The organism is Streptomyces cynarae, from assembly GCF_025642135.1.
GTDB lineage: Bacteria > Actinomycetota > Actinomycetes > Streptomycetales > Streptomycetaceae > Streptomyces > Streptomyces cynarae.
Genome location: NZ_CP106793.1, coordinates 888,303 through 911,302, shown reverse-complemented (window position 1 = coordinate 911,302; position 23,000 = coordinate 888,303). Strand labels below are relative to the sequence as shown.

Sequence of the window (23,000 nt, the reverse complement as noted above, 5' to 3'; positions counted from 1 at the left end):
TGACGGGCATGTGTGCCTCACCGTCAGAATCTGTTTGTTCACGATCAGTTGTGAGTACTTCTGGGCCCTGATGAGGGAGAGCCGCCCATGACGGTCACGCGCAGATCGGTCCTGATCGCCGGCACGGCAGCCCCGGCGGCCGGCGCCCTCCTCGGCGCCGGGAGCGCCCCGGTGGCGGCAGCCGCCCGCGCTCCGGGGCGCCGGACGGTGGCCCTCCGCGACGGCTGGCGGTTCGCGCTGGTCAACCCGGGCGGCATCACCGACCCGACGGGGGCGTACGGCGAAGCCGCCGCGCCCGGGTACGACGACTCGGGCTGGCGCGAGGTCGCGGTGCCCCATGACTGGAGCATCGAGCAGACCCCCACCACCGAGCACGGCACCACCAGCGGCACCGGCTTCTTCCCCGGCGGTCTCGGCTGGTACCGCATCGCCTTCACCCTGCCGTCGACGCTCGCAGGCAAGCGGATATCGGTGGAGTTCGACGGCGTCTACATGGACTCGTTCGTCTACTGCAACGGCACCGAGGTCGGCCACCACCCCTATGGCTACACCGGTTTCGCCTTCGACCTCACCGATCTGCTGCACACCGACGGCAGCACCGAGAACGTCCTCGCGGTCAAGGTCCAGAACCAGCTCCCGAGCAGCCGCTGGTACTCGGGCAGCGGCATCTACCGCGAGGCCCGGCTGGTGATCACCGAGCCGGTGCACGTGGCGCGCTGGGGCACCCACGTCACCACGCCGGACATCACCGAGGCCCGCGCCGTCGTCCGGGCGCGCACCTCGGTGGTGAACGAGTCGGGGGCCACGGTGGACGTGGAGATCCGCTCGACGGTCACGGACCCGGACGGCCGGACCGTCGCACGGACGTCCTCCACGGTCACCGTCGCCGGCACCACGACCGAGACCCATGAACTCGCCGCCCCAAGGCCGCGGTTGTGGGACTTCGCAACCCCGGACCACCGGTACACCCTGCACACCGAACTACGGGTCGGCGGCGAGAGGGTCGACACCTACGACACCACCTTCGGTATCCGTTCCTTCCGCTTCGATCCGGACGAGGGGTTCTCCCTCAACGGCACCCACGCCAAGATCAAGGGCGTCGACCTGCACCACGACCAGGGCGCGCTGGGGGCGGCGATCAGCATCGACGCAGTACGCCGACAGATGACGATCATGAAGTCGATGGGGGTCAACGCCTTCCGCACCTCCCACAACCCGCCCTCACCGCAGATGATCCAGATCTGCGAGGAGCTGGGCATCGTGATGATGGTCGAGGCGTTCGACTGCTGGCACACCGGCAAGACCGCGTACGACTACCACCGGTTCTTCGACGACTGGTGCGAGAAGGACGCCACCGAGATGGTGCTCGCGGCCCGGAACTCACCGGCCGTGGTCCTGTGGTCCATCGGCAACGAGATCCCCGACTCCACGTCCACCGCCGGGCTCGCCATGGCGGACCGGATCATAGGCGCGATCAAGGCCGCCGACGACACCCGCCCGCTGGTCATCGGCTCGGACAAATACCGCAGCGTGCCGAAGAAGGGCTCGGCGGCCGACCTCATGCTCGCCAAGCTCGACGGTCTCGGCCTGAACTACAACACCGCCAAGTCGGTGGACGCCCTGCACGCCGCCTACCCGCACCTGTTCCTCTTCGAGTCCGAGTCGTCGTCCGAGACCTCCACGCGCGGCACCTACCAGGAGCCCGAGCACCTCAACACCGGCGAGAACCACACACCAGGCCGACGCGCCACCTCCTCGTACGACAACAACCTCGCCTCCTGGACCATGAGCGGCGAGTACGGGCACAAGAAGGACCGCGACCGGAAGTGGTTCGCCGGGCAGTTCCTGTGGTCGGGCATCGACTACATCGGGGAGCCCACGCCGTACGACGTCTTCCCGGTGAAGGCGTCCTTCTTCGGCGCCGTCGACACGGCCGGCTTCCCCAAGGACATGTACCACCTGTTCAGGAGCCAGTGGACCGGCGAGCCCATGGTGCATCTGGTGCCCATGACCTGGAACCACGACAAGGGGGACACCGTCGAGGTCTGGGCCTACGCCAACGTCGACACCGTCGAGCTGTTCCTGAACGGAAAGTCCCTCGGGACGCGGAAGTTCGACACCAAGAGGACGACGGACGGGCGTACCTACCTGGAGACCACCGAGGCGACCGGCGACGACAAGACGTTCACCTCGGGCCCCTACCCCGGCAGCTACACGAGCCCGAACGGCAGCGCGGGCAAGCTCCACCTCACCTGGAAGGTGCCCTTCGAGCCGGGCGAGTTGAAGGCGGTCGCGCGACGGGACGGCAAGGTGGTCGCGACCGACGTCCTGCGCACCGCCGGGCTCGCGCACGCCCTGCGCCTCACTCCTGACCGCACGTCCCTGGCCGCCGACGGCCGCTCCCTGCTCTTCGTGACCGCCGAAGTCGTCGACGCCCACGGCGTGGTGGTACCCGACGCCGAGGACCTGATCACCTTCGACGTGAAGGGCGGCTCCCTCGCCGGGCTGGACAACGGCCGGGAGGAGAGCGCCGAGCGCTACCAGGCCACCACCCGGACCGCCTTCCACGGGAAGGCACTCGCCATCGTGCGCTCGGGCACCAGGGCGGGGGCCCTGAAGGTGACGGCCCGGGCGGACGGGCTGCGCACCGCCACCGCGACCGTCCGGACCACTCCCGCGCGGTCCACCGCGCTCACGCCCGCGCCGGTGTTCAAGCCCGACCTCCCGGCAGCCCTGACCTACCCCCACGCCGACGCCAGTTACTCAGGCCGCCCGGACACCCTTCCCGCCGCCATGCTCGACGGCGACCCGGCCACCGGGTGGTCCAACGCCTTCTACAAGTCGGCCACCGCCCTGCTGCCCGCCTTCAACGGCGCCCGGCCGAAGGACTGGGTGTCGGTCGACTTCGGGCGCCGGCGGACCATGGGCCGCGTCGAGGTCTCCTTCACCGTCGACGCGACCCACGCCCTGCCCGCCTCGGTCGAGGTCTCCGTCTGGGACGGCGAGCGGTACGTGCCCGTGACCGGCGCCGTCGTGGACCGGGCCACCGCCTCCGACGCCCCGACCGTGATCACCTTCGACGCGGTCAGCGGCTCCCGCCTGCGCCTGGCGATGACCAGCGCGCGTCCGGGCGCCGCCGACGGCGCGGTCCGCATCAGCAGGCTGGAGGTCCCGGCCGGCTGAGCCGGGGCCCTGAGGTACCGGCGGCCGCGCGGCACTGCCGCCGGTACCGAGGGCACCCCACGCTGACCTGGGGGTATTTACGAGTAAGTACCCTCGCTGTACCGTTACGGCATGCCAGCCCTCAACGTGGAGTTCAGTGATCGGGAGCTAGAGGACCTGCGGCAGATCGCCAAGGAGCGCGGTACGTCGATGAAGGCCCTGGTGCGTGAGGCCGCCGCGGCCGACATCGCCCGGCACCGGGCCCTTCAGGAGGGCGCCGAGGCCTTCCGCCGGTTCTTCGCCACGCACGCCGACGAGTTCGCGGCGGCCTTCCCCGACGACGAGCCACCCGTGAAGGGCGAGGGGCAGGACGCCTGACCGATGACCTCCGTCATCCACATCGACGTGCCCTGGCTGCTCCAGCGCCACGAAGAGGTCCTGCCGGACCAGCCCGTCATCAACGACTTCTCCGCGCTGGTCGCCGCGGTCGCCCGGCACCGCGTGGACCCGCCGCGCCTCGGTGTGGACTCCGACCCGGCCTGGCGCGCCGCCGCCCTGCTGCACACCCTCGCGCTGCTCAAGCCGCTGCCGTCGGCGAACGCCCGCTTCGCCTGCGCCACCGCGGTCGCGTACATGTTCGTCAGCGGCGTAGGCATCGACCCGCCCTACGGCGCCCTCGTCGACCTCACCCGTGACCTGATCTCCGGCAAGGCCGACGTCTACGGGGCCGCGGACCGACTGAGGTCCTGGCAGATCTGAGATTGCCCACACCCCTGTGCGCGCCTTCTGGGCCGCCGACCGAGGGCGGGAGATCAGGGTCGGCGGCCCGTTGCGCGCGGCAGTGCCGCCGTGCCGCGCGGGGCCGAAGAGAAGGCCGGGTCAAGTGGACTACGGAGCCCCGCCGCGGCGGGAGCGTGCGAGCGACGCCGGCGTGGGCGCGCGGTTCACACGGGGCGCGTGCGGCCGGCGAAAACGGTTACACAAACACGGAGTTGGCGCCAGGGGCTCCCACTGTCCTTTTCCTGGTGCCGATGTTGTTCAAGTGCCTTGTTGGCCCTCAGTGACCTGTGCAAAGGTGACCTGTCTGCGCAGGGGCAATGGCCGGGGCGGCATCGCTGCTCGCTATTCCGCGCCGTCGGCGAGCTCAAAAGGCTCGTCCGCCGACGATCGCCGTGCAGCCGTCACCCGTGACCTTTTCCCGGCGCGGCGCTGAAAAGGCCCGGCAACCGGGTCCTTTCGGCGAGCAGAACTCCGTGTGCAGCCTTGTGCTTTGGAAGGAACCCGCTCAGTGCACACCCCCCACCCCCCGCGTCCGCCCTATCCTCCCCGTCCCGGCGCGGCACCGGGAGAATCCGACGAGAACCTGGCCGCCCGGCTCAGGGGCCGGCCCGTGGGCGAGACCGCCCTGCCCGTCGCGCTGCTGATGGCCAGACACTGGCAGGCGGCCTACGACTACGCGGTCATCTGCCTCGCCTCCTCCCGCGACATCGCCGCGATGGCCACCGCCGCCGCCTTCCACCGGGTCCTCGGCGACCTCACCCGCTCCCGTTCCGCGGTGGCGCTGCGTCCGAGGCTTCTCGTGGCGGTCCGGGACACGGTCGCGGAATGGGCGGCGGAGGACCGGATATCCGGTGCTCTGCCGGAGCTGAGGAAACCCGCGGGGGGTCGCGGTATGCGCGCCGCGAAGTTCCTGTCACCCGAAAACAGCGCCCTCGCGGAACACGCTTTCCGTGCCCTGTCCCCATTCGCCCAGTCCCTGCTGTGGCACACCGAGGTCGAAGCCGAACACATATCCGTCCCTGCCGTTCTGCTCGGCATGGACGCCGAGACCGCGGCGGCCGCACTGGAACAGGCACGTGAGGAATTCCGGGCGGGCTGTGTACGCGCTCACCGGGAACTCGCGCCGAGCGCCGAATGCCGCTTCCACAACCGGCTGCTCGACATCCCCCTGCGCCGCGGCGGCGACCTGCTGCCCGAGGTGCACCAGCATGTCCTCCAGTGCCGCCACTGCCGTTCCGCCGCCGAACAACTGCGCCGGTGCGAGGACGGCCTCGGCGCGCTGCTGGCCGAGGCGGTCCTCGGCTGGGGCGCCCGGCGCTACCTCGACTCCCGGCACGGCCGCACCCCGCACCCCGCGCGCGCCGGTTCCCGCGGGCGGCGCCCCGGCGGCGGCGGACGCCACCGGCTGCTCACCCGGATGCCCGCGGCGGGCCGCTGGATTGCCGCGGGTGACCGGAAGTCCAGGACGCTGCTGACCGGCGTCGGCTTCGCCACCGTCGCCGTCCTGCTGGCCCTGCTGGTCACCGGAGTCTGGACCGACGACGGAAGCGGCGCCGACCCGGTCGCCTCCACCAGCGCCGGCGGCGGCCCCGACACCCCCTCGCCCCGGTCCGGCCCCCAAGCGCCGCCCGACAAGGCCGGATTGCCCACAGCCCCGCAGGAGACCCGGCTGCGTGCCGTCGCCGCCGGCCTCTGCCTCGACATCCGCGGCACGGTCAGCGCCGGTGCGGGCACCCGGCTCGCGACCTGCTCCTCGGCGTGGACCCAGAAGTGGTCGTACGAGAGCGACGGCCTGCTGCGCAGTGTCGCGGACCCGGGCCTGTGCCTCGACTCCCACGCCACCGACGGGGCCGTCACGCTCGCCCCGTGCGTCGAGGCGGGCCAGGCACACGCCGACGACGTCCGCTACGACCTCACCGTGGGGGGCGAGTTGCTCCCGCGCTGGGGCGCGGGCCTCGCCGTCACGCCCGCCGGCCCCGACCCGGACGCCGACATCGTCGTCAAGGACCGCGACGGTTCCGACGCCCAGCGGTGGGCGACCGATGTCCGCTCGTACGGGCAGCCGGCGGTCTTGGACGGACCCGCCCTCGATCCCGTCTGAGCCACCGCCCTGCTCCGGGCGACACACCGGCGAGCCGAGGGCCGCGTCCTCATGCCCGACTACCGTCCGTCCGGGAGGGTAGTCGGGGTGGGCGGATGACCCCGTGATCACCAGTGGTCGCGGCAGACGGACAGAGAGGCGGCATGACGTGCGGACCGTCGGAGTGGAAGAGGAACTCCTCCTGGTCGACCCGGAGACCGGTGAGCCGAAGGCGTTGTCGGCCGCCGTGCTCGCCCGCGCCGCGCAGGACGAGGCGGACGAGGGCCTGTTCGAGAAGGAGCTCTACGGTCAGATGCTGGAGTTCGCCACGCATCCGCAGACGGACATGGCGGAACTCGGCGCCGAGATCGTCCGCTGCCGCCGGGAGGCGGCCGAACACGCCGGAGGGATCGGCTGCGCCGTGGCCGCGCTGGCCACCTCACCGTTGCCGGTGAGCCCGTCCATCAACATGAACCGCCGTTACCAGTGGATGGCCGAGCAGTACGGCATCGCCACCAGGGAACAGCTCGTCTGCGGCTGCCATGTGCACGTCTCGGTGGAGTCGGACGAGGAGGCCGTCGCGGTGGTCGACCGCGTGCGGCCCTGGCTCCCCGTACTGGTCGCCCTGAGCGCCAACTCCCCGTTCTGGCAGGGCAGGGACTCCGGCTACGAGAGCTACCGCAGCCGGGTGTGGGGGCGCTGGCCCTCCGCGGGGCCGACCGAGCTGTTCGGGTCGCCCGAGCGGTACCACCGGCGGGTGGCCGACATGGTCGCCACCGGAGTCATCCTCGACGAGGCGATGGTCTACTTCGACGCGCGTCTGTCCGAGCGGTACCCGACGGTGGAGCTCCGGGTCCCCGACGTCTGCCTGCACGCGGACACCGCGCAGTTGATCGCCACCCTGGCCCGCGGGCTGGTGGAGACCGCGGCGCGCGAGTGGCGGGCGGGCCGGGAGCCGGTGGACCACAGCGTGAGTCTGCTGCGGCTGGCCGCCTGGCAGGCGGCCAGGTCCGGCCTGGCGAGTGAGCTGCTGCACCCGAGGACGATGCGGCGCATGCCGGCGGAGTCGGTGGTGCGGGACCTGCTCGACCACGTCGGTGACGCGCTGGTCGGAACCGATGACCTCGACGGGGCGGACCAGGCCGTGACTGGGCTGCTGGAGCGGGGGAACGGCGCCCGGGTGCAGCAGGAACTCATGGAGCGCACCGGAAGCCTGCGCGACGTCGTCCTGGAGTGCGTACGCCACACCCAGGGTGAGCTGCAGCCCTGATCCGGCGCCGGGAACAGTGGCCCCGCCCAGGCCCGGCACACCTGGGGGAGCCGCAGTCCTGTCGAATCGTCGGTAACGTCAGGACACGACGTCCCGGAGTTGTCCGCGCGCCAGGAAGTCCGCCGCGTTGCGGACCGCCGCCAGCGCGATCCGCACCAGCGTCTCCCGGGTGACACCGGCGACATGCGGCGACAGCACCACGTTCGGCGCCTTCAGCAACCGCAGGGCAGGGGTGGGCGGTTCGGGGTCGAAGACGTCGATCCCCGCTCCGGCGAGCGCGCCGGCCTCCAACGCGTCCGCCAGCGCGTCCTGGTCGATCAGGGCGCCCCGCGCCGTGTTGATCACGAACGCGGTGGGCTTCAGCAGTGCGAGGCGCTCGGCGTTCAGCAGATGCCGGGTCGCGTCGGTGAGGGGCGCGTGCAGCGTCACGTAGTCGGACGTGCGCAGAAGTTCGTCGAGGCCCACGTACCGGGCCCCGAGCCGTGCCTCCGTCTCCGCGTCCAACGGCTCCGGGCCCGCGTACACGATCGACATGTCGAAGGCGGCCGCCCGGCGTGCCACCTCCTGGCCGATGTGGCCCAGCCCGACGATGCCGAGCGTCTTGCCGGACAGCTCCGTGATCGACTGCTGCAGCCGGGGCAGCGCCCAGTCGGCGTCGACGAGCGCGGTGTGCGCCGGGACCAGCTGCTTGGCCAGGGCGAGCATGAGCGCGAAGGTCTGCTCGGCCACGTTCTGCTTCTCGGCGCCACTGGAGCCGATGTTGCAGACCGGGATGTTCCGGGCGCGCGCCGCGTCCAGGTCGACGTAGTCGAAGCCGTGACTCGCGCACTGGATCAGCCGCAACTGCGGTGCGGCGGCGATGTGTTCGGCCGTGACGGGGCCGAGTCCTGTGACGATGACGTGGGCCTCGTGCAGCGCCCCCGGATCCTCGTCGGTCCTCTCCACCACGGTCACCCGGGCCTCGCCGGGGAAGACGGTGGCGAGCGCGGCGCCCGCCTGCCGCCCGCCGACGTGCGGCGAGACGACGGCCAGGACGTTGTGGGTGTCGGTCGTGCCGGAGGCGCCGGTGGTGTCGGTGGCGTCGGTCGCGTGGGTCATCGGGTTTCCTCGATCAGGTCGGCGAGGCCGAGTGTGGCGGGGCGGGCGTGCCCGGACAATGCGAGGGTGAGGTCGAACTCGGCGAGCAGACAGCGGATCACGTGCTCGACGCCCGCCTGGCCGTCGAGTCCGAGACCGTAGGCGTACGGCCGTCCCACGAGTACCGCCCGCGCGCCCAGCGCGAGGGCCTTGAACACGTCGTCGCCGGTGCGGATCCCGCTGTCGAACAGCACGGTCAGCCGGTCCCCGGCCGCCTGCACCACCCGTGGCAGCGCATCTGCGGCGGCCACGGAACCGGCCACCTGCCGGCCGCCGTGGTTGGAGACCACCACCCCGTCCATCCCGGCGTCGGCGGCCGCGCGGGCGTCGTCAGGATGCAGGATGCCCTTCAGCACGATCGGACCGTCCCAGTGCTCCCGCAGGAACGCCAGGTCCGGCCAGGTCTTTCCGGGGTCCGCGAACATGTTCACGAAGTGCAGCACGGCCGCGTTCGGGTCCTCGTGCACCGGCTTCGCCAGACCCGCCTGGAACGCCGGGTCGGAGAAGTAGTTGGCGGTGCCCACCCCGTGCAGGAACGGGAGATACGCCTGGTCGAGGTCGCGGGGCCGCCAGGCCAGCAGCGGGGTGTCCAGCGTGACGAACAGCGCCGTGAACCCGGCCGCCTTCGCCCGGGTCAGGAAACTGCGGGTGACCTCGCGGTCCTTGGCCCAGTACAGCTGGAACCACCGCTCACCGTCACCCGAGGCCTCCGCGACCTGCTCCATCGGCGTGCTGGACGCCGAGGACAGGACGAACGGCACGCCCTGCGCCGCCGCGGCCCGCGCCGCCGCCGACTCGGCGTCCGGATGCATGATCGACAGCACGCCGATCGGAGCCAGGGCCAGTGGTGCGGGCAGCCGCCGCCCCAGCACCTCCACGGACAGGTCGCGGTCGTGCACGTCACGCAGCATGCGCGGCACGATCCGGCGCCGCTCGAGCGCGGCCCGGTTCGCCCGGGCGGTGCTGCCGGTGCCCGCGCTGCCCGCCACATAGCCGACCGGGCCGGGACCGAGCCGCTGCTCGGTCAGCGCCTCCAGCCGGGTCAGATCGGTGGGCAGCCGCGGTACGGCGCCCGACATGCCGTTGAGATAGATCTCGTACTGGAAGTCCGCCCAGTGCTTCGCCATCCCGTACGTCCCGCCTCTCGTCCCTGAGACCGCGTAGTACGACCACGCGTACGCCGATGATCCTGGCGACCGTGACAAGGTCCGTCCACCGTGGTGCGCACATCGCGCGGCTGGAATCATCACCCTGTGACAAGGGAGCCGCTCAAGACCCGTAGCGCCGTCCGGGCGGAGATCGTCGCCGACCCTCGGGTCGTCGAGGCGGTCGTCGCCGCCGTCCACGCGACGGTGCCGGTGTACGCGGCGCTCGACGACAGCCGGTTGCCGGAGGTGCGGGCCATCACGGCCTGGGGCGTGGACCGGCTGCTGCACCTGTGGGCCACCGACGGCACCCTGGGACCGGCCGATCTGCGCCGCTTCCGTGGGATCGCTGCGGCCCGTGCGGCCGACGGCCGGCCCGTGCAGGCCGTGCTGCGCGCCTACCGGGTGGCCGCGGCCGTCCTCACCGAGGAGGTCGCCGCCCGTGGCCGCGCCCTCTCGGCGGCGGACGGCCTCGCCCTGGGCCGGGTCCTGCTGACGGCCCTCGACACCCTGTCGGAGGAGATGACCACGGCGTACGCGGCGACCACCGAGGACCTGTCGGGGGACCGGGACCGCGCGCTGCGACTGCTGCTCGACGACCTGATCGCCGGCCGGCACGCCTCGGTGGGCGCGCTGACGGACCGCTCGGCCCGGCTGGGCGTCCAACTCCCCGACCCGTACTGCCTGCTGGTGGCCGAGCCCGCGACCGGTGGCGTCCCCGACATGTCGTACGAGGCCGCCGCCGGACTCCTCGGCGCGCTCGGCGGCGGCGCCGGGTCGCTGTCGACGGTGCGCGGCTCCCGCGCGGTCCTGCTGCTGCCCGCCACGGCCGTCGGCCGGGCACCGGCCCTCCTTGACGCGCGGGCGTGGCGTGGCTGCGCCATCACGGGCGAGGGCCTGGACCGGGTCGCCGTCGCGCACCGACTGGCTGCCGACGCCCTCGATGCGGCCCCCGCCCACGCCCACCGGCCCGGCCGCATCCTCAACGACGCCGACGCACACGTGCTGGCCCTGCTCGCCGGCCACCCTGCGGCCACCCCGGACCACATCGCCCGTCTCGTCCTCGGCCCGCTCACCGAGCCGGAACAACGCCACCTGCTCCAGGCCCTGACGGCGTACATCGACGCGGGCTCGGCCACCGCCGCCGCCCGCGCCCTCCACCTCCACCCCCAGTCCCTGCGCTACCGCCTGCGCCGCGTGCACACCCTGACGTCCCGCGACCCTCGCGACCCGTGGCAACGCCTGACCCTGGACATCGCCCGCACGCTCAGGCCCTGACCGGCCTCACGCCCCGGCCCCGGCACCCGCACGGGCCACCGCCCGACCGGTGCGCAGTCCGCACCCGGCAGGCGCAGCGGGAACGGGAACACGTCCACGGGCGGCCCGCAGCCTGCGACCCTCCGACGGCCGTCCACCCTGTTCTGGGGCAGACAGGAAATCTGTAACCTGAGGTGGAGGTCTGGTCCGTCGGACCGAGGAGTCGAGGATGGCCCTCTCCATCGACGATGCCGATGCCGCGCTGTACACGATCGGCCAGGTCGCCGAGATGCTGGGCGTCCAGCCCGCCTTCCTGCGGCGGCTGGACGCCCACGGCATCGTGGTCCCGGCCCGCTCCGCGGGCGGCCAGCGCCGCTACTCCCGGCGGGAGATCGACCGGGTCGCCGAGGTGATGGACCTGGTCGCGGAAGGAGTGACCCTCGCCGGGGTGCGGCGCGTCCTGACGCTGCGCGAGCGGGTGGGGATCCTGGAGGAGGACCTGGCCGCCGCGCGCGCCGCGGCCGCGCCGCCCGAGGAACGGAGCCGGGCGGACGGTCACCCGGTCGAGCGGCCGGGAGCCGCCTCCGGCTGAGAGTGGGCGTCGGCCGGCAGCATCGGCGCGTCGTGCCGCTCCGGGCGGTGGCGGCCGTCCCCGGGCACCGGGCTGCGCGGGGCGTCGGGGCCGCCGGGCAGCGGCACGGGGCGGCGTGCCACCAGACGGCCGACCCAGCGGCGGCCGCAGTGCACGCACGGCGGCGCACCCTCCAGGGTGTACGGGGAGGGCACGGGGGTGTTGTCCCGGTAGAAGTACTCCCACTCGTCCCCGTGGCCGTCCGTCCACCGCTGGACGTCGTAGTCGACGCTCCAGCGGTGCCAGCACGAGCCACAGGTGAACTCGACACGTTCGACGGCCAGTTCGGTGATCACGCACACCACCTCCGGTCGGTCGGGAGCGGGCGGTGGCGATCTCCCTGACGTCGGCGGCGGGACACTCGGCGCAGACGGTCAGGACATCGCGCTCCACGTTCATGTCGACGGACTCCGGATGACGCCCGGCGGATCGAAGCGGACGATGAAAGAGCCTGCGTTCCGAACGGCGTCCACCGGTGCCCACGGACACCCGTATACCTCGCCAGGCCAGGCTTGACAAGAGGCGACTCAAGTTTTATCCAGACTAGTGAGGAAGTCAGGTGCGAACCCGCAGCCCGGAGGGGCAGCCGCCGGGCCGCTCGCAGTCGGCGAGGAGGTGGGACGGTGGACACGCACAGGGCCACCGGTGCCGCGCCGGACCCCTACGACGTCCTCGGGGTGGACCCGTCGGCCTCGCCCGAACGGATCACTTCGGCGTACCGGCGCCTGGTGCGCCGACTGCACCCCGACACCCGGTCGGACGAAGTGACCGAAGAGGCGCTCGCGCGGGTGCTCGTCGCCTACGAGACGCTCCGTGACCCCGCCGCACGCGCGGCCCTGGACCGCCGGCGACGCGCCACGCCCGCTGCCGGCCCCGCCTGGGTGCGTGGTGCCACGGCCGTCGTGACGACTGCCACGGGGCGGTTCCCGGCACGGGCGCCCCTGCTGCGCGTGGGCCCGGTCCGGGTGGAACGGACCCTCTGACCCGCTGGAGGAAGACGGACGACGAGGAGGAAGCCCCATGGCACGTCCGGTCGGTATCGACCTCGGTACCACGAACTCGGTGGTCTCGGTCCTCGAGGGCGGCGAACCCACCGTCATCACCAACACCGAGGGCGCCCGGACCACGCCGTCGGTCGTGGCCTTCGCCAAGAACGGCGAGGTGCTGGTCGGCGAGGTCGCCAAGCGGCAGGCGGTGACCAACGTCGAGCGCACCGCGCGCTCCGTCAAGCGCCACATGGACGACCAGAGCTGGCGCTTCCCGGAGAGCGGCACCATCGACGGCAAGCAGTACCGCGCACAGGAGATCTCCGCGCGCGTGCTGCAGAAGCTGAAGCGGGACGCGGAGGCCTACCTCGGTGAGGACGTCACCGACGCCGTGATCACGGTGCCCGCGTACTTCGACGACACCCAACGGCAGGCCACCAAGGAGGCCGGGGAGATCGCGGGGCTCAACGTCCTGCGGATCATCAACGAGCCGACGGCGGCCGCGCTGGCCTACGGACTCGACAAGGAGAACGACCAGACGGTCCTCGTCTTCGACCTCGGCGGCGGCACCTTCGACGTGTCCCTGCTTGAGATGGGCGAGGGCGTGATCGAGGTCAAGGCCACCAACGGCGACACCCGCCTGGGCGGCGACGACTGGGACCAGCGCATCGTCGACCACCTGGTCAAACAGTTCAAGAACGCCTACGGCGTCGATCTGTCCAAGGACAAGATGGCGGTGCAGCGCCTGCGTGAGGCCGCCGAGAAGGCCAAGATCGAGCTGTCGAGTTCCTCCGAGACCACCATCAACCTGCCCTACATCACGGCCTCTTCGGAGGGCCCGCTGCACCTGGACGAGAAGCTGACGCGCGCTCAGTTCCAGCAGCTGACCGCCGATCTGCTGGATCGCTGCAAGAGGCCGTTCCACCAGGCGATCAAGGACGCCGGAATCGAGCTGTCCGACATCGACCACGTGATCCTCGTGGGCGGTTCCACCCGGATGCCCGCGGTGACCGACCTGGTGCGGGAGCTGACCGGCAAGGAGCCGCACAAGGGTGTGAACCCGGACGAGGTCGTGGCCGTCGGCGCGTCGTTGCAGGCGGGTGTGCTCAAGGGTGAGGTCAAGGACGTCCTGCTGCTGGACGTCACGCCGCTGTCGCTGGGCATCGAGACCAAGGGCGGCATCATGACCAAGCTGATCGAGCGCAACACCACGATCCCGACGAAGCGTTCGGAGATCTTCACCACGGCCGAGGACAACCAGCCGTCCGTGCAGATCCAGGTCTTCCAGGGTGAGCGCGAGATCGCGGCGTACAACAAGAAGCTCGGCATGTTCGAGCTGACCGGTCTGCCGCCGGCGCCGCGCGGAGTGCCGCAGATCGAGGTGTCCTTCGACATCGACGCCAACGGAATCATGCACGTCACGGCGAAGGACCTCGGCACCGGCAAGGAGCAGAAGATGACCGTCACCGGCGGCTCCGCCCTGCCGAAGGACGACATCGACCGCATGGTCCACGAGGCCGAGCAGCACGCGGAGGAGGACCGCAAGCGGCGCGAGGCGGCCGAGACCCGCAACCAGGGCGAGCAACTCGTCTACCAGACCGAGAAGCTCATCGCCGACAACGCCGACCGGATCCCCGCCGACGCGAGGAGCGAGACGGAGAGTGCCATCGCCGAACTGAAGGAGCAGCTCAAGGGCGACGACACCGCCGCGATCCGGCAGGCCGTCGACAAGGCCGCCACCGCGGCCCAGAAGATCGGCAGCGCCATGTACGACAAGGCGCGCGCCGAGAGCGGCACGACATCGGAGCAGGGTGCCACGGCAGGAAGCGGTGCCAAGGCCGAGGAGGAGGTCGTGGACGCCGAGATCGTGGACGACGACGACACGTCACGGGCGGGCTGACCATGGACCGGAGCCGGCCGCAGAGCACGGAGCTGCGGCGCCTGCTCGACGAGCGCACCACCGACCTGCAGCGGGTGAAGGCCGAGTACGACAACTACCGCAAGCAGGTGCGGCGCGACCGCATGGCGGTGCGCGAGATCGCCGTCGAGAACGTCCTGCGCTCACTGCTGCCCGTGCTGGACGCCGTCGAGGCCGCCCGCAGACAGGAGGCGATGACGCCGGGTGTCAAAGCCGTCGCGGAGGTCCTCGAGACCCAGTTGGGCTCGGTGGGCCTGCAGGCGTTCGGGGAGGAGGGCGAGCCCTTCGACCCCGAGTGGCACGAAGCGGTCACGCATGTGGTCGCCCCGGACGCCGATGGCCTGACGTGCACCGAGATCCTCACGCCCGGCTACCGGGTCGGCGATCGCCTGCTGCGCCCGGCCCGCGTGACCGTCACGGGGCCGCCGCCCTCCGGGGCGACGCGGGTCGACGAGGGAAACGCGGGGGAGCGGGCCGCCGCCGAACGGGGTGATCCCGCCGCAGGGTGACAAGGGGACGCAGAAGTCCGTGGAGGAGGGCCGACCCGGCGGGTTCGGCCCCCTTTCTCGGACGCCTCTTTCCTGAGGGGCGCGGGCCTCGGCGAGCCGTGGCGGCGGCCGGCCGCTCGCCCCCGACGGAAGACAGCGCTTGCTCAAGCCGATAAGCGGAATGTTTCAGGCCGATTGCCGAAGCGGGGGAATCCGGCCATCCGACCGAATCCAGCGACCCTCACCCGCTCAGTTTCAGGCCTTGAGTGTTCGTTTTCTGTGACATCACGCCACTGATTCAACACTCAAAGTTACTGAAATGTGAGGGGTCGATGTGAGTTTCGTGTCTGGAGTCGGCAGACTCGCGCTCGCCGAACCGGCACCCGACCGGACGGCTCCGGCACAGGCTCCGTCGGGGCCGTGCCGGCGACCCGACCCGAGCGGAAGGATGCACACAATGCCGAACACCGCGCGCTGGGCAGCGACCCTCACCCTGACGGCCACCGCCGTCTGCGGCCCCCTCACGGGGTCCGCGCTCGCCGCCCCGACCGCTGCCCCCGCGACCCTCTACGCCCCGTCGGCGCTCGTGCTGACCGTGGGCCACGGTCAGCAGGCCGCCACCGTCACCCCTGAGCGCGCCGTCACCTTGAACTGCGCCCCGACCGCCTCCGGCAGTCATCCGGACGCCCCTGACGCCTGCGCTGAACTCCGCGCCGTCGGCGGCGACTTGGACGCCCTGTCGTACCAGGAGGGCGTGATGTGCACCAAGCTGTACAACCCGGTGCTCGTCACCGTGCAGGGCGTGTGGCAGGGCAAGCGCGTCGACTACCAGCGCACCTTCGCCAACGAGTGCGTGAAGAACTCCTACGGGACCGCCGTCTTCGAGTTCTGACGGACCGGGGTCGCGCGGACTGACGCGAGCATGGATCCAAGGCTCGTGACTGGGGAGTGCGAGCCCTGTCGCGACATTCCACGCGATCCCCCGCCGGGGGCCGGCCGGACAGAGTGGGGCTGCCGGCCGGCCCCCGGAATCACTCGGCCGTGACGGCCCAGCGCCCCACCTCCCGGTAGCCGGAGTCGTATACGGCCGACTCGTCTCCGGGCCTCATCTCGTAGTGCTTCAGGTTCCCGCCCCAGTACCGCAGGATCCGCCCCAGCTCCTCGGCGGCGTTCCCGTCCCAGCCGTTCTCGCCCATGTCGACCTCGAGGACGAACTTCACGCGGGCGCCTCCCTGTTCATGGTGACGATGTGGTCCCGCGGTCATCGTTGCACCCGGGTGGCCGGGACGGCTCGGCTATTTCACGCTCACCTCGCATCCGAACCGGCGGTCGTGCCCGAGCACCCGCTTCTCGCCCGTCAGCGTCAGCTCGACCGTGTGGCGGGTGTCCGTGCTGGAGCCGGCCAGGTCGACGAACAGGCGCCCCGGCTCGAGGATCCGTGAGCCGTCGGGGCCCGTGTACGCCGCCGCGTCGGCCGGGACCGTGACGTGGACCACCGCGGATTCCTGCGGCCGCAGCGGCACCCGCGCGTAACCGATCAGCCGCGTCACCGGACGCGCCACCCGGGCCACGGGGGTGCGGAGGTAGATCTGTACGACCTCGGTGCCTGCCCGGTCACCGGTGTTGCGGACCGTGAGTCGCAGCGACGTCTCGCCGTCCGTGGCCGGAGCGGGGTCGTCGACCTGTGGCGCCTCCCAGTCGAACCGCGTGTACGACAGCCCGTGCCCGAAAGGGAACAGCGGCGTCGGGTCGATGGAACTCGCGTCATGCACCTGTCCCAGCGGCGGGGTGAGGTACGTCCACGGCTGCCCACCGGGGTCCCGCGGCACGCTCACCGGCAGTCGCCCGGACGGGTTGACCCGGCCGGACAGCACCCCCGCGACGGCCCGGCCGCCCTCCTGACCGGGGAAGAACGCCTGCACCACGGCGGCCAGCCGGTCGGCCCAGCGCCCCAGCGCGTAGGGCCGCCCCGTCAGCAGGACCAGGACCACCGGGGTCCCGCTCTCCAGCAGGGCGTCCAGCAACTCGCTCTGGCCTTCCGGAAGCTGGAGGTCGGGTGCGTCACAGCCCTCGCCCGAGGTGCCGCGCCCGAACAGCCCGGAGCGGTCCCCGAGCACCGCGACGCACAGATCCGCCCCGGCGGGGTCGTCGACGAGCCGCGCACCCGGGAACTCGGCTGCCAGTGCCTCCCTTACGGTCGGCACCGTCACCCCCATCGGCACGTCCGGGTGTTCCACGCCGACGTGGCGCGGGAAGGCGTAGCAGCCCATCATCCCGGCCGGATCCTCGGCGAGAGGGCCCACCACGGCGATCCGCCCGCCGTCGCCGAGCGGCAGCACACCGTCCGAGTTCGCGAGCAGCACCACCGACTCCTCGGCGACCCGCGCCGCCAACTCCCGCAGCCGCGGCGGGTCCAGGTCGAGGACCGGTGGCGGCTGCGGCTCCCAGTCCGGGTCCAGCAGGCCCAGTTCGCACTTCTGGGTCAGTACGCGCAGCACGGCCCGGTCGACCGCAGGCTCGGGCGCCCCGCCCGACCGGACCGCCTCGAGCAGGGGGGCGCCGAAGCAGCGTACGGCGGGCAGTTCCACATCGACGCCCGCGGTCAGGGCCAGCGCTGCGGCCCCGCCCGGCGAGTCCGCCACGCGGTGGGCGGACTCGAGCAAGGTCACGCCGAAGTAGTCGGAGACGACCGTGCCCTCGAACCCCCACGCCTCCCGCAGCAGTTGGGTCAGCAGAGGGGTGTGGGCGTGGGCGGGCAGCCCGTCCAGGTCGTTGTAGGCGGGCATCACCGACCGTGCCCCGCCGTCGCGCACCGCCATCTCGAACGGCGGCAGGATCACGTCCGCGAGCTCCCGGGGGCCGATCGACACGGGCGCGTGGTTGCGGGCGCCGCGCGAGGCGGAGTAGCCCGCGAAGTGCTTCAGCGTGGCGATGACCCCGGCCGACTGCAGGCCGCGTACATAGGCCGTGCCGATGGTCCCGACCAGATACGGATCCTCGCCGATCGACTCCTCGGTACGGCCCCAGCGGGGATCGCGCACCACGTCGAGCACGGGCGCGAGCCCCTGGTGGATGCCGGCCTCGCGCAGGCCGTCGCCGATGCCGGCCGCCATCTCGGCGATGAGCGCGGGATCGAAGGAAGCCCCCCACGCCAGCGGTGTCGGGAAGACGGTGGCGCGCCAGGCGGTGAAGCCGGTCAGACACTCCTCGTGGGCCAGCGCGGGAATGCCGAAACGGTTGGCCGCCGCGACCCTGCGCTGGAAGTCCGCCAGACGAGCGGCCCCCTTGGCCGGGTCCACCGGAGCGGTACCGAACGGGCGGGTCAACTGACCGAGTCCATGGGGGAGCAGGGCATCGAGGTCGACGTCCTCGGACATCTCGTGCTGGAGCGGCGCCACGTCCTCACCGTCGGTGGAGGAGCCGGGCCAGACGCTGTACAGCTGGGCGAGTCTCTCCTCCAGGGTCATCCGGGCCAGCAGATCGGCCGCGCGTACGGGGGCGGGCAGCGTCGTGTCCTGCCAGGGCTGGACCATGGAACTCCTTGATCCCAGGGGGTTTCCGGAATCCGTCAGAAATTCTCGGACGGATGTGCTCGGAAGTTACGGGGCGGTTCCGGGGCTGTCAACGCCTCTGGGAGCGTTCCAGGTTGGGTGAGAATTCGCGGCGCACAGGGGGTTGCCACGTTTCGTGGGCTGTCTCTAGGGTGCGGCAGCAGTCCCATTTCCGGATCGTTTCGGAAACTTTTCAGTCCTGGCTGTTGTGATCACCTCATCGGACGGATGTGGACGTTCCGTCCCGTACCCCAAGGAGCTCATGATGGGCGACCCGGCTCTGTCCCGCCGCGGCTTCCTGGCCGCCTCCGCCGCCGGTCTAGGAATGACGGCACTGAGCGCCTGCGGAGGCGGCGGCTCGGACGGAGGGTCGTCGGGGACGACCACGATCGAGTGGTGGAACATCACCACCACGGAGCCCGCGAAGGGCGTCTGGGCCTCCCTCGCCCGGCAGTTCGAGGCGCAGAACCCCAAGGTGAAGATCAAGATCGTCGCGCTGGAGAACGAGGCGTACAAGTCGAAGATGACCGCGCTGACCGCTTCGGGGAAGCTGCCGGACATCTTCCACACCTGGGGCGGCGGCGTCCTCAAGCAGCAGGTCGACGCGGGGCTCGTCGAGGACCTCACCGACAGCACCAAGTCCTGGAGCAACTCGCTGCTGTCGGTCGCGCGGCAGCCGTACCTGCTGGACGACAAGGTCTACGGCATCCCGTTCGACATGGGAATGATCGGCTTCTGGTACAACAAGGCGCTCTTCGAGCGGGCCGGCATCAGCGCACCCCCGACCACCTGGAGCGCCTTCCTCGACGCCGTGCGCAAGCTGAAGTCCGCCGGCGTCACACCCATCGCCCTGGCGGGCAAGGAGAAGTGGCCCGGCATGTACTACTGGGCCTACCTGGCGATGCGCACCGCCGGCATCGACGCACTCCAGAAGGCAAGTGACAGTAAGGACTTCACCGGAGCCGGGTTCGTACAGGCCGGGCAGCACCTCAAGGACCTCGTCCAACTCCAGCCGTTCCAAACGGGCTTCCTCGGTGCCGCCTACTCCACCCCCACCGGCCAGGCAGCGGCCGTCGGCAACGGCAAAGCGGCCATGGAGCTGATGGGCCAGTGGGCGCCCCAGACGCAGAAGAGCGAAGGCAAGGGCATCGGCAAGGATCTCGGCTTCTTCCCCTTCCCCGCAGTCGAGGGCGGCAAGGGCTCCCTCACCGAGGTGTTCGGCGGAGGCGGCGGCCATGCCGTCCGCAAGGGCGCTCCGCAGACCGCGATCGACTTCCTGAAGTTCTTCGCCTCCGCCGCCAACGACCGCACCCTGGTCACCAAGACCGGAGTCATCCCGGTCGTCAACGCGGCCGCGGACGCCCTGACCGACCCCAACCTGAAGGCGGTGAACGAGCAGTTGAAGACCGCCACCGGCTTCCAGCTCTACCTGGACCAGGCGTACGCGCCCGCCGTCGGCCAGGAGGTCAACGACAGCGTCGCGGCCCTCATCGCCGGCTCCAAGTCGCCCGAGCAGGTCACGCAGTCGATCACCAAGACCGCGAAGGAAGAGCAGTAGCCGGCGATGACCTCCACCTTCCTCCCGGACAAGCGGTCCGGCCCCGGTGTCGTCGTCCCGCCCCCGCCGGCCACCGTGGCCCGCGGGCGGGCCCGGCGGCGCGCGCTGCACTGGCTCACCGCGGTCTCCTTCCAGCTCCCCGCCCTGGTGCTGTTCGGGGTGCTGGTCCTGTTGCCGCTGCTGTTCGCCGTGTACGCGGCGTTCTTCCGCTGGGGCGGCTTCGGCATGCCCTCGGACTACACGGGCGTCGACAACTTCACGCGGCTCTTCCAGGACCCGGTGTTCCTCGGCGACCTGTGGCGCTGCCTGGTGCTCGTCGTCCTGTCGCTCGCGCTGCAGCTGCCCTTCGCGCTCGCCATGGCCGTCCTGCTCAACCAGCGGCTGCGCGGCCGGGCCGTGTACCGGATGCTGTTCTTCGCCCCCTACGTGCTGTCCGAGGCCATCACCGGCGTGCTGTTCAGCATGCTCTTCGCCCCGGACGACGGCCTCGCCGACCACCTGTTGAGCGACATCGGCCTCGGCAGTCTCGGCGGGAAGTGGTTCTCCGACCCCTCCACCGTCATGGCGACCCTGTTCCTCGTCATGATGTGGAAGTACTTCGGTTTCCACATGATGCTGTACCTGGCCGGACTGCAGTCCATCCCGGCCGAGCTGACCGAGGCGGCGCTCATCGACGGCGCCGGGCCCTGGCAGCGCTTCCGCAGCGTGACTCTGCCGCTGCTGGCCCCGACCCTGCGCATCAGCGCGTTCCTGTCGGTCATCGGCTCCATCCAGCTCTTCGACCTGGTGTGGGTGGTCACCACGGGCGGCCCTGACCACCACTCGGAGACGATGGCCGTGACCATGTTCCAGTACGGCTTCAAGCGCTACCAGGTCGGGTACGCGAGCGCGATCAGCGTGGTCATGTTCGGCATCAGCCTCGTCTTCGCCCTCGCCTACCAGCGGTTCGTCCTGCGCCGCGACCTGGAAGGAGCCACCACCACGATGCGAGGAGGCGGCGCATGACGCTCACCAGGACCGGCCGTCCCACCACCGGGCGGCCGCACAAGGGCGCCACCCGGACGCGCACCCTGCCGGTGCACGCCGTGCTGGTCGTCGTGGGCGCGGTGATGGCCGTGCCCGTGCTGTACGCCCTGCTGTCCGGCTTCAAGTCCACCGACCAGCTCTCCCGCAACCCGATCGGGCTGCCCGACCCGTGGGTGACGTCCAACTACACCGGCATCCTCGGCTCGGGCTCGTTCTGGAGGATGGTCGGCAGCAGCACGTTCATCGCGGTGGCCACGACCGTCCTCGTCGTCGCGGTCTCCGCGCTCGCCGCCTTCTCCTTCGCGCGGTTCGCCTTCCGCGGTCGCGAGGTGCTGTTCACGCTGTTCACGGTGGGGCTGATGTTCCCCTTCGCGGTGGCGGTCCTGCCCCTGTTCCTGCTGCTGCGCTCGATGGACCTGCTGGACAACCCGCTCGGCGTGATCCTCCCGCAGGCGGCCTTCGGACTGCCGGTGACGATCGTCATCCTGCGCGGCTTCTTCCGGCAGATCCCCGGCGAACTGGAGGAGGCGGCCACCCTCGACGGCTGCGGCCCGTTCGGGTTCTTCTGGCGGGTGCTGCTGCCGATGGCGCGGCCCGCGCTCGGCACCGTCTCCGTCCTGGCCGTGGTCGGCAGCTGGAACAACTTCCTGCTGCCGCTGCTCGTCTTCAACGAGCCCAAGTGGTGGACGATCCCCGTCGGCGTCCAGCAGTTCCAGGGCCAGTACGCCTCGGACACCGCGCGCGTCTTCGCGTACCTCGTCCTGGCCATGGTCCCCGCCCTCGCCTTCTACGCGGTCGCCGAACGCCAGCTCGTCGGCGGCCTCACCACGGGCGCCACCAAGGGGTGACGCACCCGTCCCGCGAACGTACGGCTCAAGCACACACCTGACTGTGAGGAGTCGCACCATGCGCACCACCACCCCGTCCCGTACCCGGCTCGGACTGGCCGGCGCTCTCGCCGCGCTCCTCATGGGCGCCGGCCTCGCCACCGGACCGGCGGCCCAGGCGAAGGAGAAGCCGCCGACCCTGGCCGAACTCGCCCAGCGGCACGGCCGCTACTTCGGCAGCGCGACGGACAACCCCGAACTGACCGACGGCGCCTACACCGCGCTCCTCGGCAGCCAGTTCGACATGATCACCCCCGGCAACGGCATGAAGTGGTACGCCACCGAGCCGGAGCAGGGCGTCTTCGACTGGACCAACGGCGACGAGATCGTGAACCTCGCCCGGAAGAACCACCAGCGCGTCCGCGCCCACACCCTGGTCTGGCACAGCCAGTTGCCGAACTGGCTCACCTCGCGCGACTGGACGCCCGACGAGCTGCGCGCCGTGCTGAAGAAGCACATCACCACCGAGGTACGGCACTACCGAGGCAAGGTCTACTCCTGGGACGTCGTCAACGAGGCGTTCAACGAGGACGGCACCTACCGCGAGACCATCTGGTACAAGACGCTCGGCCCCGGCTACATCGCCGACGCGCTGCGCTGGGCCCACCAGGCCGACCCGCACGCCAAGCTGTACCTCAACGACTACAACATCGAGGGCACCGGCCCGAAGAGCGACGCCTACTACCGACTCGCCCAGGACCTCGAGGCGCAGGGCGTCCCGCTCGACGGCATCGGCTTCCAGGCGCATCTCGCCCTGCAGTACGGCTATCCGTCCACGCTGGAGGACAACCTCCGCCGCTTCTCGCGGCTCGGTCTCGACACCGCACTCACCGAGGTCGACGTCCGTATGCAACTGCCCGCCACCGACGAGAAGCTGGCCCAGCAGGCGACCTGGTACCGCGACCTGACCAAGGCGTGCCTCGCGGTGCGGCGCTGCGTGGGCGTCACGGTGTGGGACTACACCGACAAGTACTCGTGGATCCCGGCGGTCTTCCCAGGCGAGGGCGCCGCCCTGCCGTGGGACGAGCAACTGCGGCCCAAACCGGCGTACTTCGCGCTGCGGGAGGCGCTGGGAGGCAAGTAAGAGCGTTCCGCGTCGTGGCCCGGCGGTGTCCGCACCGCCG

20 protein-coding genes are annotated in these 23,000 nt (G+C 71.2%); 15 read left to right on the top strand and 5 right to left on the bottom strand.

Translation table 11 applies throughout. The features are described from left to right. Positions 1-87: 87 nt before the first annotated feature. The 5 genes from N8I84_RS04410 (at position 88) to N8I84_RS04390 (ending at position 7,292) form a co-directional block, all read left to right on the top strand. Entirely contained in the window at positions 88-3,183 is a 3,096-nt protein-coding gene (locus N8I84_RS04410) for a glycoside hydrolase family 2 TIM barrel-domain containing protein (RefSeq protein WP_263228273.1), read from the top strand. Between the two features lie 111 nt (positions 3,184-3,294). Next, positions 3,295-3,540: a hypothetical protein gene (locus N8I84_RS04405; RefSeq protein WP_200423030.1), complete on the top strand. Its 246-nt coding sequence runs from the start codon at positions 3,295-3,297 to the stop codon at positions 3,538-3,540. A 3-nt stretch (positions 3,541-3,543) separates the two neighbouring features. Further along, complete coding sequence (locus N8I84_RS04400; protein ID WP_200423029.1) at positions 3,544-3,921, top strand: toxin Doc; 378 nt, start codon at positions 3,544-3,546, stop codon at positions 3,919-3,921. Between the two features lie 631 nt (positions 3,922-4,552). Next, positions 4,553-6,043 (top strand): RICIN domain-containing protein, encoded by a 1,491-nt coding sequence (locus N8I84_RS04395; protein ID WP_390898849.1) that lies wholly within the window; start codon positions 4,553-4,555, stop codon positions 6,041-6,043. A gap of 148 nt (positions 6,044-6,191) precedes the next feature. After that, positions 6,192-7,292, top strand: a complete 1,101-nt coding sequence (locus tag N8I84_RS04390; RefSeq protein ID WP_263228270.1) for a glutamate--cysteine ligase 2 — start codon at positions 6,192-6,194, stop codon at positions 7,290-7,292. Positions 7,293-7,370: 78 nt separating this feature from the next. On the opposite strand, the gene N8I84_RS04385 is transcribed toward N8I84_RS04390, so the two are convergent. Both N8I84_RS04385 and N8I84_RS04380 read right to left on the bottom strand, forming a co-directional pair. Further along, on the bottom strand, positions 7,371-8,390 hold the full coding sequence (locus N8I84_RS04385; protein ID WP_263228268.1) for a 2-hydroxyacid dehydrogenase: 1,020 nt from the start codon (positions 8,388-8,390) through the stop codon (positions 7,371-7,373). Then, positions 8,387-9,556 (bottom strand): lactate 2-monooxygenase, encoded by a 1,170-nt coding sequence (locus N8I84_RS04380; RefSeq protein ID WP_263228267.1) that lies wholly within the window; start codon positions 9,554-9,556, stop codon positions 8,387-8,389. The genes N8I84_RS04385 and N8I84_RS04380 overlap by 4 nt, the downstream gene beginning before the upstream one ends. Positions 9,557-9,682: 126 nt before the next feature. Here N8I84_RS04380 and N8I84_RS04375 point away from each other — a divergent pair, with 126 nt between their 5' ends. Further along, complete coding sequence (locus tag N8I84_RS04375) at positions 9,683-10,852, top strand: helix-turn-helix domain-containing protein (protein ID WP_263228266.1); 1,170 nt, start codon at positions 9,683-9,685, stop codon at positions 10,850-10,852. A 208-nt stretch (positions 10,853-11,060) separates the two neighbouring features. After that, complete coding sequence (locus tag N8I84_RS04370; RefSeq protein WP_263228265.1) at positions 11,061-11,423, top strand: MerR family transcriptional regulator; 363 nt, start codon at positions 11,061-11,063, stop codon at positions 11,421-11,423. Here the strand turns inward: N8I84_RS04370 and N8I84_RS04365 are convergent. Continuing rightward, a complete protein-coding gene (locus N8I84_RS04365) occupies positions 11,387-11,758 on the bottom strand; it encodes a hypothetical protein (RefSeq protein ID WP_263228263.1) in 372 nt (123 codons plus the stop codon). The genes N8I84_RS04370 and N8I84_RS04365 overlap by 37 nt on opposite strands. 327 nt (positions 11,759-12,085) lie before the next feature. Between N8I84_RS04365 and N8I84_RS04360 the strand changes: the two genes are divergently transcribed. From N8I84_RS04360 to N8I84_RS04345, 4 genes are all read left to right on the top strand, one after another. Continuing rightward, entirely contained in the window at positions 12,086-12,445 is a 360-nt protein-coding gene (locus N8I84_RS04360; protein ID WP_263228262.1) for a J domain-containing protein, read from the top strand. 37 nt (positions 12,446-12,482) lie between these two features. Next, positions 12,483-14,348, top strand: coding sequence for a molecular chaperone DnaK (gene dnaK, locus N8I84_RS04355; protein WP_263228261.1), 1,866 nt, complete (start codon positions 12,483-12,485; stop codon positions 14,346-14,348). A gap of 2 nt (positions 14,349-14,350) precedes the next feature. Continuing rightward, on the top strand, positions 14,351-14,875 hold the full coding sequence (grpE, locus tag N8I84_RS04350) for a nucleotide exchange factor GrpE (protein WP_263228260.1): 525 nt from the start codon (positions 14,351-14,353) through the stop codon (positions 14,873-14,875). 436 nt (positions 14,876-15,311) lie between these two features. Continuing rightward, entirely contained in the window at positions 15,312-15,746 is a 435-nt protein-coding gene (locus N8I84_RS04345; protein WP_263228259.1) for a protease inhibitor, read from the top strand. Positions 15,747-15,885: 139 nt separating this feature from the next. On the opposite strand, the gene N8I84_RS04340 is transcribed toward N8I84_RS04345, so the two are convergent. Both N8I84_RS04340 and N8I84_RS04335 read right to left on the bottom strand, forming a co-directional pair. Next, a complete protein-coding gene (locus N8I84_RS04340; RefSeq protein WP_263228258.1) occupies positions 15,886-16,074 on the bottom strand; it encodes a hypothetical protein in 189 nt (62 codons plus the stop codon). Positions 16,075-16,149: 75 nt separating this feature from the next. After that, positions 16,150-18,387: a beta-xylosidase/alpha-l-arabinosidase gene (locus tag N8I84_RS04335; protein WP_263228257.1), complete on the bottom strand. Its 2,238-nt coding sequence runs from the start codon at positions 18,385-18,387 to the stop codon at positions 16,150-16,152. A 283-nt stretch (positions 18,388-18,670) separates the two neighbouring features. Between N8I84_RS04335 and N8I84_RS04330 the strand changes: the two genes are divergently transcribed. The 4 genes from N8I84_RS04330 to N8I84_RS04315 are packed head-to-tail and all read left to right on the top strand — an operon-like array spanning position 18,671 to position 22,960. Next, positions 18,671-19,963 (top strand): extracellular solute-binding protein, encoded by a 1,293-nt coding sequence (locus N8I84_RS04330; RefSeq protein WP_263228256.1) that lies wholly within the window; start codon positions 18,671-18,673, stop codon positions 19,961-19,963. Between the two features lie 6 nt (positions 19,964-19,969). After that, a complete protein-coding gene (locus N8I84_RS04325) occupies positions 19,970-20,968 on the top strand; it encodes a carbohydrate ABC transporter permease (RefSeq protein ID WP_263228254.1) in 999 nt (332 codons plus the stop codon). Then, on the top strand, positions 20,965-21,837 hold the full coding sequence (locus N8I84_RS04320) for a carbohydrate ABC transporter permease (protein WP_390898847.1): 873 nt from the start codon (positions 20,965-20,967) through the stop codon (positions 21,835-21,837). The genes N8I84_RS04325 and N8I84_RS04320 overlap by 4 nt, the downstream gene beginning before the upstream one ends. Before the next feature lie 58 nt (positions 21,838-21,895). Next, complete coding sequence (locus N8I84_RS04315) at positions 21,896-22,960, top strand: endo-1,4-beta-xylanase (protein ID WP_263228253.1); 1,065 nt, start codon at positions 21,896-21,898, stop codon at positions 22,958-22,960. Positions 22,961-23,000: the final 40 nt, after the last annotated feature.

Bases quoted from the DNA above. Each gene is read 5' to 3' on its own strand.
- N8I84_RS04410 (WP_263228273.1), top strand. From the start codon at position 88: ATGACGGTCACGCGCAGATCGGTCCTGATCGCCGGCACGGCAGCCCCG.
- N8I84_RS04405 (WP_200423030.1), top strand. From the start codon at position 3,295: ATGCCAGCCCTCAACGTGGAGTTCAGTGATCGGGAGCTAGAGGACCTG.
- N8I84_RS04400 (WP_200423029.1), top strand. From the start codon at position 3,544: ATGACCTCCGTCATCCACATCGACGTGCCCTGGCTGCTCCAGCGCCAC.
- N8I84_RS04385 (WP_263228268.1), bottom strand. From the start codon at position 8,390: ATGACCCACGCGACCGACGCCACCGACACCACCGGCGCCTCCGGCACG.
- N8I84_RS04380 (WP_263228267.1), bottom strand. From the start codon at position 9,556: ATGGCGAAGCACTGGGCGGACTTCCAGTACGAGATCTATCTCAACGGC.
- N8I84_RS04370 (WP_263228265.1), top strand. From the start codon at position 11,061: ATGGCCCTCTCCATCGACGATGCCGATGCCGCGCTGTACACGATCGGC.
- dnaK (WP_263228261.1), top strand. From the start codon at position 12,483: ATGGCACGTCCGGTCGGTATCGACCTCGGTACCACGAACTCGGTGGTC.
- grpE (WP_263228260.1), top strand. From the start codon at position 14,351: ATGGACCGGAGCCGGCCGCAGAGCACGGAGCTGCGGCGCCTGCTCGAC.
- N8I84_RS04345 (WP_263228259.1), top strand. From the start codon at position 15,312: ATGCCGAACACCGCGCGCTGGGCAGCGACCCTCACCCTGACGGCCACC.
- N8I84_RS04335 (WP_263228257.1), bottom strand. From the start codon at position 18,387: ATGGTCCAGCCCTGGCAGGACACGACGCTGCCCGCCCCCGTACGCGCG.
- N8I84_RS04330 (WP_263228256.1), top strand. From the start codon at position 18,671: ATGGGCGACCCGGCTCTGTCCCGCCGCGGCTTCCTGGCCGCCTCCGCC.
- N8I84_RS04325 (WP_263228254.1), top strand. From the start codon at position 19,970: ATGACCTCCACCTTCCTCCCGGACAAGCGGTCCGGCCCCGGTGTCGTC.
- N8I84_RS04320 (WP_390898847.1), top strand. From the start codon at position 20,965: ATGACGCTCACCAGGACCGGCCGTCCCACCACCGGGCGGCCGCACAAG.
- N8I84_RS04315 (WP_263228253.1), top strand. From the start codon at position 21,896: ATGCGCACCACCACCCCGTCCCGTACCCGGCTCGGACTGGCCGGCGCT.